The following is a 13,041-nucleotide window of genomic DNA, read 5'->3' as shown; positions in this document are numbered from 1 at the left end:
CCGCCGCGCGCTGCTTCACCGTTTGTTCGGGGCGTGCGTACCGCACGCCCGGCGCTCCTCAAGACCCTGTCGAAGCCGGTCCTACTTCTGCTCCTTGCTGCCGTAGCGCTTCTGCCAGTCGCCGAGAATCGCGTCGCGGTTTTTCGCCGACCAGGTGAAATCGTTTTTCACCAGCAGTTCCGAATAGTTGTCGGGAATGCCGGAGAGCTTCTTCGCGACACCCGGATACGCAACGATCGCCCACCATTGCGCGGTGATTTCATTGGCTTCTTTGCTGGCCATGAAATCCGCGAGTTTCTTGGCCGCTTCGGGCTGTTTGGTGGTCTTCATGATCCCCGTCGCTTCCATATCCCACCCCAGTCCCTCTTTCGGGAAGATGAGATCGATCGGGGCGCCCTGGGCCTGCAACTCGTGCCCGCGAAATTCGAATGAGATGCCGATCGGAAACTCGCCGGTGCCGGCCAGCGTGCAGGGCTTCGAACCCGAGTGCACGTATTGCGCGACGTTCTTGTCGAGCGCGTCCATGTACTTCCAGCCCTTGTCGTCACCGAACGTTTGCAGCCACGAGGTCACGTCCAGATAGCCCGTACCGGAGGACACCGGGCTCGGCATCACGATCATCCCCTTGTAGATGGGCTTGGTCAGGTCTTCCCATGAGGTCGGCTTAGGCAGGTGGCGCTTCTCTGCCTCGACGCGGTTGTAGCAGACCGTCGCGCCCCATACGTCCATGCCGACCCAGTGCGGCGGCGTATTGGCGTCGCTGTACTTGCGCGTCAGGCTGTCGAAGCCTTTCGGCGCGTAGGGCATCAGCATTCCCTGCAGATCGAGCAGCGTCAGACTGGATGCCGCGAGTCCGAGCACGACATCGGCGCGCGGATTGCTTTTCTCAGCGAGCAGCTTGGCGGTCACCGCGCCCGTCGAATCGCGCACCCAGCGGATTTCGATGTCGGGGTTGGCTTTTTCGAAAGCGTCCTTGTACGGCTTCATGGCTTCGTCTTCGAGCGCGGTATAGACGAGCAACTGCGTTTTCGCCTGCGCGAACTGGACCGCGCCGAATGCGACTGCGGCGGCAACGAGACCACGCAACGCCACATTCCAGCGACTGCTGCGACCCTTTGACCCCTGCTTATCCTTCATTTCCAGACCCCTTGAGAAAGTGGCGTCGCGGCCTGCGACGAAAACGACCGGTGCTACGGGACTGCTGCTTACGAGCTTCGTGACGACGGCTTTTTTTGGTTTCGAGAATGTTGTCTGTTGTTGACAATCTACAAAGCATCAATTTTAATGTCAAGTATTGCCACACTTTGCCACATAACGCCTCACCCCCAACACCCGACTTACCCTAGCCAAAGGACACGTCATGAGCGCAACACCGGTTTCCATCGAAGTGAACGGCCGTAGCTACAACTGGATGCATCGACCCGTCGTTGTGGTCTGTGTGGACGGCTGTGCCTATGAATATCTGGAGATGGCGGCAGCGGCGGGCGTTGCGCCCTTTCTCGGCAAGTTGCTGCATCCCGGCACGGCGCTCAAGGGGGAATGCGTCGTGCCGAGTTTCACGAATCCGAACAACCTGTCGATCGTGACGGGCGTGCCACCTGCCGTTCACGGCATTAGCGGCAACTATTTTTTCGATCGCGACAGCGGCACCGAGGTGCTGATGAACGATCCGAAGTACCTCGTCGCGCCCACCGTGCTGGCCGGTTTCGCCGAAAAGGGTGCGCATGTGGCGGTCGTCACGGCGAAAGACAAATTGCGCCGCCTGTTAGGCAAAGATCTGGCGGGCGTGTGCTTCTCCGCGGAGAAAGCCGACGAGGCGACGATCGAGGAGAACGGTATCGACAACGTGCTGGAGTTGGTCGGCAAGCCGGTGCCGAGCGTGTACAGCGCCGACCTGTCGGAATTCGTATTCGCGGCGGGCGTGCGCCTGCTCGAAACCCGCGCGATCGACCTGATGTATCTGTCGACCACGGACTACGTCCAGCATAAGTGCGCACCCGGCACACCCGGTGCGAACGCGTTTTACCAGATGATGGACGGCTACCTGCGGCGGCTCGACGAACTCGGTGCGATTGTCGCCATCACGGCTGATCACGGCATGAATGCGAAGCACAACGAAGACGGCGAACCCAACGTGATCTATCTTCAGGAGCGCTTTGACGAGTGGCTCGGCCACGACGCCGCTCGCGTGATTCTGCCGATCACCGACCCCTACGTCGTGCATCACGGCGCGCTGGGATCGTTCGCCACGGTCTACCTTCCGCCTTCGGCCGATGTCGAGGCGATGCGCCGTCGGCTCTCGGCGGAACCCGGCATCGAAGTCGTGCTGACGGGCGCCGAAGGCTGCGCGCGCTTCGAACTTCCGCCCGCGCGCATGGGCGACCTGATCGTGATCTCGACGCGCGATGTCGTGCTCGGCACACGGCGCATCAAACACGACCTGTCCGGCCTCGATGTACCGCTGCGCTCGCACGGCGGCCTCGCCGAACAGATCGTGCCGCTGCTGTTCAATCAACCGGTCGCGAAATCCGTTGTCGAGCGGGCACGGCTGCGCAATTTCGACATCATCGATATCGCACTCAATCACCTTCAATGAACCGGGGACCGGATATGAACGCTATTGCGGAAACGAAAGCTCAGTGGCAGGTGCGTCATGAAGCGTTGCGTATTGGTGGAGAAAAAGTCCATCGCGACGAAGTGATCGAAGTGCGTAATCCCTACGACGGCACGCTGGTCGGCACCGTGCCTAAAGCGACGCTGGAAGACGTGCGTCACGCGTTCGAATTTGCGCGCGCGTATCGCCCCGCCCTCACCCGCTATGAGCGGGCGGCGATCCTGCGGCGCGCAGCCGACGCGGTGCGGGCTCGCACGCACGAAATCGCCGCGCTCATCACGGCGGAGGCCGGCTTGTGCTGGAAGGACTCGACCTACGAAGCCGGCCGCGTCGCCGACGTGCTGGTTTTCGGGGCGGGCGAGGTGCTGAAAGACGACGGCCAGATTTTCTCGTGCGATCTCACGCCTCACGGAAAAAAACGCCGCGTCTATACGCAACGCGATCCGTTACTCGGCGTGATTTCCGCGATTACGCCGTTCAACCATCCAATGAATCAGGTCGCGCACAAGATCGTGCCGGCTATCGCCACGAACAATCGTATCGTCGTCAAACCGTCGGAAAAGGTGCCGCTGTCGTGCTATCTGCTGGCGGACATTCTCTATGAGGCGGGTCTGCCCGTGCAGATGCTGCAAGTGTTGACCGGCAACCCTGCCGTCATTGCCGATGAGCTGATCACGAACCCCGCGATCGATCTCATTACGTTTACGGGTGGCGTGTCGATCGGCAAATCGATTGCCGCCCGGATGGGCTACCGCCGCGCGGTGCTCGAACTCGGCGGCAACGACCCGATTATCGTAATGGAAGACGCCGATCTGGACGAAGCCAGCTCACTCGCCGTGTCGGGCTCTTACAAGAATTCCGGCCAGCGATGCACGGCAATCAAGCGCATGCTGGTGCATGAGTCGGTTGCCGATCGCTTTACCGAACTCGTCGTGGACAAGACGCGCGCGTGGAAATACGGGAATCCCGCGGATAGCGCGGTCGACATGGGCACGGTCATCGACGAGGCGGCCGCGCGGTTCTGCGAGCAGCAGGTCAACGACGCGTTGTCACGCGGCGCGCGGCTGCTGGCGGGTAACTGCCGGGATGGCGCGCTGTACTCGCCGACCGTCGTGGATCGAGTCACGCCCGACATGCCGCTCGTCAAATACGAGACGTTCGGGCCGGTGTCGCCGATCATGCACTTCTCCAATATCGACGAAGCGATCCGCATGTCCAACTGCACCGACTATGCGTTGTCATCGTCGGTCTGCACGAACCGACTCGACTACATCACGCGGTTCGTCACCGAACTGGAAGTGGGCAGCGTGAATGTACGCGAAGTACCGGGTTATCGACTCGAACTGACGCCGTTCGGCGGCGTGAAGGATTCGGGACTCGGTTATAAGGAAGGCGTGCAGGAAGCCATGAAGAGTTTCACCAATACCAAGACCTACTCGCTGCCATGGTGAGGGAGATATGTTGAGGCGCCTTTTATGCTGAGTTGACACTGACCGCGTGGGACCTTGTGTAGGGGTTCCGGCGGTCAGCAACATTGCTCGTCTCGTGGTTGGTGATAGATGTTTATCTTTCACCCACCACGAAGCTGAAAGAATTCCGTTGGGCCGCTTTTTCCGCTCCGCACTGCCTCGTCCGCACAGCGACGAGCGCTTCGACTGGCGAACAGCAAAGCGCACCGGGACTTCCGGGCTATCTCGGCCCGACGTTTTAATCAATCGGCGCGCCGCCCGTGTGGCGTATTCGGTGCGGCCGCGGCGACCGGCAAGAAGACCCCGCAGATCGGACTCGAGGGCAAGTTCAGCATCTATCACGCGGTGGCAATTGCCGTGATCGACGGCGCGGCGGGTGAGAAGCAGTTCAGCGACGCGAAGGTGCGTGACCCGATGACGGTGGCACTGCGCCAGAAGGTGAATACCATCGTCGACCAGGCCATCAAGCCGGAGCAGGTCGACATGACGATCACACTGAAGGACGGGCGCAAGCTGCATAAATTCATCCAGCACGCGATCGGCAGCACCGAAGTGCCGATGACCGATCAGCAACTCGAGAAGAAATTCTCGGACCTGGCCGAAGGAATTCTATCGCCGGATAGGACCCGCAAACTGATCGACACATGCTGGCACGTCGAACAACTGGACAGCGCCGGAGAATCGCCTTGTCCGCGCTGCCACAGTAGCTGAAAAGCAGCCGGAAGTGGCGTCTCACCGGCTCGCGAAGGAGACTGAAGGTTTGGCGAGGCCGCGCTCACCGCTTGAACGAACGACCCGTTTCGAACGCAACGGCATCGCCGCAAATTCACCGCCACATGAGTACTCCCCTGCCGCAATCCGACATTGAGTCGACGATAGGTATCGCCCCCTTACATTTCGCGCGGCAGAGGAGTATGAACCGACGAGAAAGAGACCGGCGTCGTTTCTAGAACCCAAAACTGCTGAGTCCCGGATGATCCTCCGGGCGAGGGCCCAGCGCCCAGAAAAACTTGCGATCGGCTTCTTTGATCGGCACATCGTTGATGGATGCATGGCGCACAGCCATCAGACCGTTTTCGGCGAACTGCCAGTTTTCGTTACCGAATGAACGGTACCAGTTGCCCGCATCGTCGTGCCACTCGTAAGCGAATCGGACTGCAATATGATTTTCCGTGAACGCCCAAATCTCCTTGATCAAGCGGTATTCGTGCTCGCGCTCCCACTTGCGGCGCAGAAAGGGCACGATCTGTTCGCGGCCGGTGATGAATTCGGAACGGTTGCGCCAACGGCTATCAACCGTGTAGGCAAGAGACACTTTCTCCGGATTGCGAGAGTTCCAGCCATTTTCCCCGGCGCGCACCTTTTGCGTGGCTGTCTCCAGAGTGAACGGTGGGAACGGAGGGATGGGGGTATTTTCAGACATGACAGCTCCTTTGGTTGCGGGCGCCGCCGCATGCAGAGAAACACCGGCGACGCTTTTGTGTTGAGACGCCGCCAGTCTGTCTGACTACCTCGACAGGGGCTTTACTCCGCGCCGAGCGATTTAGGATTCGCACGGAAACATTGTCCGCGCGAAGCGTGCCCCTCAAGTTTTGATCTGCCTCTGAGTCGTCATTCGTGCAGGAGCGATTTATGTGCCGCCAGATTGACCTGGCTAATCCAACAGTACTGCTACCCGTCAGCCAATGCGCTCGCGACGTGCTGCGCGAAGGCCTTCACTTTCGCTGAGTTCCGTCGTTCGCGTGGATAGACCAGATGAATAGAGACCGGCGGAGGTCGCCAGTCGGCCAACAGTAGCTGGACCTCGCCGCTGGCGATTTCTTCATGGAAAAGCCAGGTCGGCGAACACCCGATGCCCATTCCCGCGAGGACCGATGCACGGATCACTTCACTGCTGTTACTTTGCAGATTACCCGCTACACGAACGACTCGCGTTGTCCCTTCTGGCTCCAGCGCAGCGCTGCCCGCGGTAAAAGTCCAGTTGTTGCGCATGGGCAATTCCGTGTAGACAACGCAGTTGTGCGCAGCGAGATCCTCAGGCTTGACGGGCGCCATCAGTCCCTTCGGAAGCGACGACAAATAGCGGTTGTGTGCGACGATGTGTCGGGGAGAAGTGCCGACCTTACGCGCAATTAAAGTACTGTCCGGCATGTCGCCGATACGAACCGCCGCATCGATTCCCTCTTCAACCAGATCGACAACGCTGTCTTGCAGACGGATATCGATCTTCACCGCGGGATGCGCAGCCAGGAAGGTCTGAATCATTGGCATGAGCTTGATTCGACCGAACCCAACCGACGCCGCGATTCTGAGCCATCCAACCAGTTGCTGCTCACCACGCCGCAACTCGCCCTCGGCCTCGTCCATCTCTGCCACCAGGCGTCGCACCCGGTTGAAATAGCGTTCACCTTCTTGCGTCAGGGCGAGCGAGCGGGTCGTACGCGTCAGCAGTTTGGTGCCGAGTTCACGCTCCAACGCCGCGACCTGTTTGCTGACCGCGCTCTGCGTCGTGTTGGTTTGAAGTGCGACCGCCGAAAAACTGCCTGCCTCGACGACGCGGACAAAAACGGTGATGGCCTGCAGTTTATCCATTTTGAGCGACACCTATTCCCGGGTGGACTTAATGATATGAGCGCCCACCGTCTATATCAATGCCAAAAAAACCAGCAAAGTCCACCCATCGAAAGCGAGATCCACCCAGCACGCAATCCAACCCGTCCCACGGAGGTTTTATGAGCACCCATTCTTCAGGCAAAGGTACTGCAGTCATTACTGGCGCATCGGCCGGCATCGGCAAGGTCTATGCCAACCGTCTTGCAAAGCAGGGATATGACCTCCTGTTGATCGCCCGGAATGCCGATAGTCTGAGCGAACTGGCCCAAAGCCTGTCAGCGCAGTTTGGCATTCGTGCGACGTTCCTCGCCGAAGACCTGACGACGCAATCCGGCGTCGAGACGGTGGTGACCGCCATTACCCGCGACGCAACCATCACGATGCTCGTCAACAATGCCGGCGCCGGCACGCTCGGCGGTTTCACGGACTCGAAGCTCAGCAACCTCGAAACGATGAACGCACTGAACGTGGATGCACTCGTCCACCTGTCGTACGCCATTCTTCCGTTGTTCAAGCAGCGGGACAAAGGGACGCTCGTCAATATCAGCTCCGTCCTCGCGCTTCATACACTTCCTGTCAGCACCGTGTACAGCGGCACCAAGGGTTATGTCCTGAGCTTCACTCGCGGGCTTCAGCAGGAAGTCGCGGGCACCAACGTAAAAGTCCAACTGGTCATGCCGGCGGCGACTCACACAGGTTTCTGGGACATCGCGGGCTTCCCTGTCTCCAACCTGGATAAGAGCGTTGTCATGAGCGCCGACCATCTCGTCGACGCCGCGTTGGCCGGTTTGGCACAAGGCGAATCGATCACCTTGCCGTCGGTTGAAGACTTGAGGTTGTGGGAAGAGTACGACGAGGCGCGCGAAAAGCTGTTCCAGGCGTCCCAATCGGGTAAGCCGGCTTCCCGTTACAACGTCGCGTAACCGCTTCTGCATGAATGGGGTTCGTTGGCGAACCGCCGGCACAGCCGCAAAGTTTATCGGCATAACCGATTCGAGGCTTCGAATGAGCGAAAAGACTAACCTGTTTACTCCGTTTAACGGCGCGGGACTTGAATTGGCGAACCGGATCGTGATGGCGCCGATGACGCGGCGTAAGAGCCCGGGCGGCGTTCCTGGCGAGGACGTGGCTGCGTACTATCGACGCCGCGCCGAGGGAGGCGTCGGCCTGATTATCACGGAAGGAACGACGATCGGGCGGCCTGCGGCGTCGAGTGACGAAGCCATTCCGAACATCCATTCGCCCGAAAGCATCCTCGGGTGGAAGCATGTAGTCGACGGCGTCCATGCTGCCGGTGGCAAGATTGCGGTCCAGCTCTGGCATATGGGGCTGCGGCGCGAACCCGGCACGGGCCCCGAACCCAGCGCACCGTCCGAGGGTCCCTCCTCAGAGGGAGCCCACTCGCATGCAATGACCGACAGCGAGATCGCGGACGCGATAGAAGCTTTTGCGCAAGCCGCACAAACAGCGCGCGCGATCGGCTTCAACGCCGTCGAGATACATGGTGCGCACGGCTATCTTGTCGACCAGTTCTTCTGGGAAGCGACGAACCGCCGCACCGATTCGTACGCGGGCAGCATCGCTGGGCGCACTCGATTCGCCACTGAAATCGTCAAGGCAATCCGCAACCGGGTCCGCTATGACTTCACCGTGTCGCTGCGTTTTTCGCAGTGGAAAGTTCAGGATTACAGCAGCCGGCTAGCCCGCACGCCCGGTGAACTGGAACAACTGCTGATTCCTCTTGCGGACGCAGGTGTGAGCATTTTTCATGCGTCGACGCGCCGTTTTTGGGAACCTGAATTTACGGATTCCTCACTTAATCTTGCGGGCTGGGCAAAAAAGATTACCGGCTTGCCGGCTATGACTGTCGGCTCCATCGGTCTCGAAGGGCCGGATTTTCTGCACACGCTCCACGCTCGAGACACCGATCGGCAATACGGCCAGCACCAGGCTGCCTCGCTGGACTCGCTGTTGCACCGCCTCGGCGATGAAGAGTTTGACCTCGTTGCGGTTGGACGTGCGCTGGCGGCTGATCCGAATTGGGTGAGGAAAGTCAGGGACGGCGCTCAGGACTCGATCGTGACCTTCGAGCAGTCGACCTTGGCAGAACTGATCTGACTGGCTGCCGCCATGTCGAAGCTCAACATTGTGAAAGGACGGACACGCTATGGCATCGTTTCCCCCATCGAGCATTCCTAGCGAAGTGCACTGGCGCTGCGCCGACGCAGATCGGGTTGAGGCTCGTGCGAATCCTGGCGCAGTCGTCGTGACGCGATGGACTCACGCCGGTGATGCGCCACTCGAAGTGGCGAACCCGGGCAATGACGAATTGCATTGTATTGCGCTGAACCTGAAGTGGGCTAACTTCACGTTCAGCCATGCCGGCCGGCGCGTCGCGCAGGGTCGAATGACGCCGGGCATTGCGCAGGTCACTGCGCCGGGCATATCGACCCGAACCGTTTTCAACTCGTCCGCCGACCTGGCTCATCTGTTCGTTTCACAGCAGGTATTGGCGGAGTGCTATCAGGACCTTTTCGAGGGTGCCAGCGCAGGCGCCATTGTGCTCGACAGTCCCGACATGATCCGCGATCCGGCGCTTGAAAGTCTCATCCAGGCGCTCATTGCCGCACGGAGCAACGGCGCTCTCTTCGGCAAGATGTTCGTCGAGCAGGTGAGCCTCGCCGTCGTGTCGCGAATCGTCGCTCGCCACTATGCTCGCGTTGCTGTCCAGCGTGAGGCGGCACCGTTGCAACCATGGCGTCTGAATCGCGCGATGGATTTTATCGAGGATCACCTGTCTGAGCAGGTCAAGCTGGAAGACATTGCCGCGAGCGTGGGTCTCTCGCGTATGCACTTCGCCTCCCAGTTTCGGCGCGCCACCGGCGTGCGGCCTCATGAATATCTGCTGAAACGACGTATCGACCGCGCGCAGCAACTGTTGCGATCGTCCCAGCAAAGAGTGCTCGACGTCGCGCTCGAGTGCGGCTTCCAGTCGCATGCGCATTTCGCAACCGTGTTCAAGAAAATAGTCGGCGAGACACCCGCTTCCTGGCGGGCGATGGTGGATCACCCCGTGGCTGCCGTCTCGCCAACGCGTTGCTCAGAAGAGGCAGCAACATCATGAACATCGCTGCCATGAATCGCCCGCGGCCGTTCCGCGCATTCCCTGTACCAGGCACGCGCGAATACCGGCGCTCCTCCTTGCACTGGCGTCTACACCCGAGCCGTCGTCAATGTCCAGAGATTGCGAGAATCTACACGCTATCGAACTGGTCTTCCGGGCGAACACGGTCTGGCGAGCGTCTTTCGCCTAGCTGCGACCGTACGCCGCCAGAAACTCATCGGATGCGACGTGGTCAGCCAAAGCGCGCAATGCGGAGGCGGAATCGCTCCCAAGGACCTGTTCGACTCGCTGATTTGCGGTAGCCCAGAGCACAAGAGCCTCGTGCAGCCGCGCTTCTCCAGCGGTGGTGAGCGCTCCGCGCTTCGCCCGTCTGTCGTGCTCGTCGGGCTGCAGTTCGACAAAACCATCTCGGACGAGGGGTCTCAGCGCATGTGTAACGGCAGAAATCTGGATCGCAAGTTTCGTCGCCAGATCCTGGAGCGTGGGGGCCTGCCCCCCGGACTCGGCAGTCATCCGCTCGATTTCCGCCAGCAATCCCACCTGAGTGGCCTTCAGCCCGAGCGGTGCGAGCGCATCGTCGTACAGCGTGCCCAACCGGCGCGCGGCGCGCCTGAGCGCAGTGTTTGTGCACACCAACGACTCGAAGATGCTCTTTTCTTCGTTCCGGGGCACGCGCGGGCTGCCAGCGCCCGCCATATCAGCAGATTTCTTCTTCATGGCGTAAGGATCGTTGAGTACTGCAGTATTGACAAGCCCCCGCAACATTTGTTTCCGCAGATCGGCACGGTCGGCGCCCGGCGCCCCTCTGCGATCGGGGCGGCCGCCTTCAGTTCGATCGCTGAAACTTTCTCCTGACGAAAAATAGTTGAGCACTTCACTATTGACACGAGCCCATAGCATGGCTTTATACTTGAGCCCTCAATCAATATGGTTGAAGGCTCAACCTAACCCACTGGAGTAGCAAAATGACTGCAAGCAACAAAACCGCCCTGGTCACCGGTGCCTCGTCAGGCACTGGCGCCGTCTATGCCGACCGTCTGGCTGCGCGCGGCTACGACCTGATCCTGGTTGCCCGGCGCGCGGATCGCCTGTCGGCACTGTCGCAGAAATTGTCGGAAACCTATGGCGTCAAGGTTCAGGTCCTGGCAGCGGACCTCGCCAAGGAAGCTGATCTCGCCAAGGTCGAGCACGTGCTGGCCAGCGATTCCAGCGTGACACTGCTGGTCAACAATGCTGGCCTGGCGCGCTTCACCCCGTTGGGGAAGACGCCCGTCAGCGACTCGATGGCACAGATCAATCTCAACATCGTGGCACTGACACGACTCACCCACGCTGTGCTGCCCCGTTTCCTCGAACGCAATGAAGGGGACATCATCAATGTTGCGTCGGTGCTGTCGGTCCACTCGTGGGAGGTCAGCTCCGTGTACAGCGGCACCAAGTCTTTCGTTCTGGCATTCAGCCGCGGTCTCCAGGATGAATTGAAGAACACGGGTGTGAGACTGCAGGTTGTTCTGCCGGCGACCACGGCAACCGAGATCTGGGACGAGTCGGGTATCCCTCTGTCGGCCTTGCGCCAGGAGAGTGTGATGAGCACCGAAAACATGGTCGATGCAGCCCTGATTGGTTTTGACCGAGGCGAGAAGTTGACGTGGCCGTCGGTCGCTGATGAAAGCCTGTGGGAAAAGTACGACGCCGCTCGCGCCGCTCTGTTCGCCGCTACCCAGACCGGCACGCCCGCGCCGCGCTATCAGAAGGCGTAACGCGCGCGAAGCTGCGGGTCGCCCACATCTTTGAGTGACGGGACATTCGCCGTTGCCGGAATCCTGTTTCCGACAACGGCGGTATCGGCGCTCGACACGATTTGCCCCACGGCGGCGCCAATAGATCGAGTGTCACGGCGACGCCATGGCGGTTCGATATCGGAATCACACTGCCCGTGCGCTTGCACCTCCCCTTCGCTGTTGTCTCGATCAATCACGGGACGACGGATAAGCAAGGCGAAATTGAACACGCAGCTATTGAGCACATGCAATTCAAAGAGCACGTTTAACCAGAAGGTAAGTGGGTAAATGAACATCGGAATTCCAACGGAGACGCGCGCGCACGAAACCCGCGTCGCCGCGACGCCCGAAACGGTCAGGAAGTATGTGAGCCAGGGCCACCGGGTCACGATCCAGAGCGGCGCCGGCACCGGCGCGAGCTTTCCAGACGATGCCTTTACGGCCGCCGGCGCGGAGATTGTCGACGCCGCGACCGCTTTCGGCGCCGATCTCGTCCTCAAGGTCCAGTCACCGACCGACGCCGAACTGCCGCTGCTGAAGCGCGGCGCGACGCTGGTCGGCATGCTCGATCCTTTTAATGCCGAAAACTCATCAAAGCTGGCGGCTGCGGGCATCACCGCGTTCGCTCTGGAGGCCGCGCCGCGCACGACTCGTGCGCAAAGCCTCGATGTATTGAGTTCACAGGCGAACATTGCCGGCTACAAGGCAGTGCTGCTGGCCGCCACGCTCTATCCGCGCTTCATGCCGATGCTGATGACCGCCGCGGGCACCGTCAAGGCGGCGCGCGTGCTGATTCTCGGCGCGGGTGTGGCCGGGTTGCAGGCTATCGCAACGGCCAAGCGTCTGGGCGCGGTGATCGAAGCGTCTGACGTTCGTCCAGCGGTGAAAGAGCAGATCGAATCGCTCGGCGCCAAGTTTCTCGATGTGCCTTACGAAACCGATGAAGAGCGCGAAGCCGCGCAAGGCGTCGGCGGCTACGCGCGGCCGATGCCGCCATCGTGGCTCACGCGCCAGTCGGCGCTGGTCCATGAGCGGGCCAAACAGGCCGACGTGGTGATCTCCACCGCGCTGATCCCGGGCCGCGCCGCACCGACGCTTATCTCGGTCGACACCGTGCAGGCGATGAAACCCGGCTCCGTGCTGGTCGACCTCGCGGCAGGACGCGGCGCCGAGTATGAGGGCCGGCGCGGCGGCAACTGTCCGCTCACCGAGGCGGATCAGGTGGTGATCAGGCATGGCGTGACGATCGTCGGCTATACGAATCTGGCCTCGATGGTCCCCGCCGACGCGTCCTCGCTCTACGCGCGCAACCTGCTCGACTTCCTCAAGCTGATCATCACGAAGGAAGGCGCCCTGAACATCGATCTCGCGGACGATATCGTCGCGGCCACGCTGCTGGCCCGTGATGGTGAAGTCACGCGCAAGTCTTAACGGAGAACG

13 protein-coding genes are annotated in these 13,041 nt (G+C 60.5%); 8 read left to right on the top strand and 5 right to left on the bottom strand.

Annotated elements, in window-relative coordinates; all coding sequences use genetic code 11:
• Positions 1-81: 81 nt before the first annotated feature.
• Positions 82-1,137 carry a putative 2-aminoethylphosphonate ABC transporter substrate-binding protein gene (locus BLW71_RS04210; RefSeq protein ID WP_091793411.1) on the bottom strand — a complete coding sequence of 352 codons (1,056 nt, stop codon included), beginning with the start codon at positions 1,135-1,137 and terminating at the stop codon, positions 82-84.
• A gap of 223 nt (positions 1,138-1,360) precedes the next feature.
• On the opposite strand from BLW71_RS04210, the gene phnA reads away from it, so the two are divergent.
• The 3 genes from phnA (at position 1,361) to BLW71_RS04195 (ending at position 4,794) form a co-directional block, all read left to right on the top strand.
• Entirely contained in the window at positions 1,361-2,596 is a 1,236-nt protein-coding gene (phnA, locus tag BLW71_RS04205) for a phosphonoacetate hydrolase (protein WP_091793409.1), read from the top strand.
• A gap of 14 nt (positions 2,597-2,610) precedes the next feature.
• The gene (phnY, locus tag BLW71_RS04200; protein ID WP_091793407.1) at positions 2,611-4,065 is read left to right on the top strand and encodes a phosphonoacetaldehyde dehydrogenase; all 1,455 of its coding nucleotides are present in this window, start codon (positions 2,611-2,613) and stop codon (positions 4,063-4,065) included.
• 204 nt (positions 4,066-4,269) lie between these two features.
• Positions 4,270-4,794, top strand: coding sequence for an MmgE/PrpD family protein (locus tag BLW71_RS04195; protein ID WP_353615888.1), 525 nt, complete (start codon positions 4,270-4,272; stop codon positions 4,792-4,794).
• Positions 4,795-5,029: 235 nt separating this feature from the next.
• On the opposite strand, the gene BLW71_RS04190 is transcribed toward BLW71_RS04195, so the two are convergent.
• Together BLW71_RS04190 and BLW71_RS04185 are read right to left on the bottom strand one after the other, a co-directional pair.
• Positions 5,030-5,506, bottom strand: coding sequence for a nuclear transport factor 2 family protein (locus BLW71_RS04190; protein WP_091793405.1), 477 nt, complete (start codon positions 5,504-5,506; stop codon positions 5,030-5,032).
• Between the two features lie 248 nt (positions 5,507-5,754).
• On the bottom strand, positions 5,755-6,675 hold the full coding sequence (locus BLW71_RS04185) for a LysR family transcriptional regulator (RefSeq protein WP_091793403.1): 921 nt from the start codon (positions 6,673-6,675) through the stop codon (positions 5,755-5,757).
• A 59-nt stretch (positions 6,676-6,734) separates the two neighbouring features.
• On the opposite strand from BLW71_RS04185, the gene BLW71_RS04180 reads away from it, so the two are divergent.
• From BLW71_RS04180 to BLW71_RS04170, 3 genes are all read left to right on the top strand, one after another.
• A complete protein-coding gene (locus BLW71_RS04180) occupies positions 6,735-7,619 on the top strand; it encodes an SDR family NAD(P)-dependent oxidoreductase (RefSeq protein WP_286161928.1) in 885 nt (294 codons plus the stop codon).
• 82 nt (positions 7,620-7,701) lie between these two features.
• On the top strand, positions 7,702-8,814 hold the full coding sequence (locus BLW71_RS04175) for an NADH:flavin oxidoreductase (RefSeq protein WP_091793399.1): 1,113 nt from the start codon (positions 7,702-7,704) through the stop codon (positions 8,812-8,814).
• Positions 8,815-9,103: 289 nt separating this feature from the next.
• Positions 9,104-9,820: a helix-turn-helix domain-containing protein gene (locus BLW71_RS04170; RefSeq protein ID WP_286161927.1), complete on the top strand. Its 717-nt coding sequence runs from the start codon at positions 9,104-9,106 to the stop codon at positions 9,818-9,820.
• A gap of 186 nt (positions 9,821-10,006) precedes the next feature.
• Here the strand turns inward: BLW71_RS04170 and BLW71_RS04165 are convergent, their stop codons facing one another.
• Positions 10,007-10,693, bottom strand: a complete 687-nt coding sequence (locus tag BLW71_RS04165) for a MarR family winged helix-turn-helix transcriptional regulator (RefSeq protein WP_286161926.1) — start codon at positions 10,691-10,693, stop codon at positions 10,007-10,009.
• Positions 10,694-10,785: 92 nt separating this feature from the next.
• On the opposite strand from BLW71_RS04165, the gene BLW71_RS04160 reads away from it, so the two are divergent.
• Entirely contained in the window at positions 10,786-11,580 is a 795-nt protein-coding gene (locus tag BLW71_RS04160) for an SDR family NAD(P)-dependent oxidoreductase (protein WP_091793395.1), read from the top strand.
• On the opposite strand, the gene BLW71_RS04155 is transcribed toward BLW71_RS04160, so the two are convergent.
• Positions 11,568-11,897, bottom strand: coding sequence for a hypothetical protein (locus BLW71_RS04155; RefSeq protein ID WP_143048299.1), 330 nt, complete (start codon positions 11,895-11,897; stop codon positions 11,568-11,570). The two genes, BLW71_RS04160 and BLW71_RS04155, sit on opposite strands and share 13 nt — an antisense overlap.
• Between BLW71_RS04155 and BLW71_RS04150 the strand changes: the two genes are divergently transcribed.
• Positions 11,890-13,032 carry a Re/Si-specific NAD(P)(+) transhydrogenase subunit alpha gene (locus BLW71_RS04150; protein ID WP_091793391.1) on the top strand — a complete coding sequence of 381 codons (1,143 nt, stop codon included), beginning with the start codon at positions 11,890-11,892 and terminating at the stop codon, positions 13,030-13,032. The two genes, BLW71_RS04155 and BLW71_RS04150, sit on opposite strands and share 8 nt — an antisense overlap.
• Positions 13,033-13,041: the final 9 nt, after the last annotated feature.

Origin of the sequence: Burkholderia sp. WP9 (assembly GCF_900104795.1) — a bacterium.
Taxonomy (GTDB): Bacteria; Pseudomonadota; Gammaproteobacteria; order Burkholderiales; family Burkholderiaceae; genus Paraburkholderia.
Note: the sequence above shows the minus strand (reverse complement) of the source record. Positions and strands in the feature narration are given on the sequence as shown.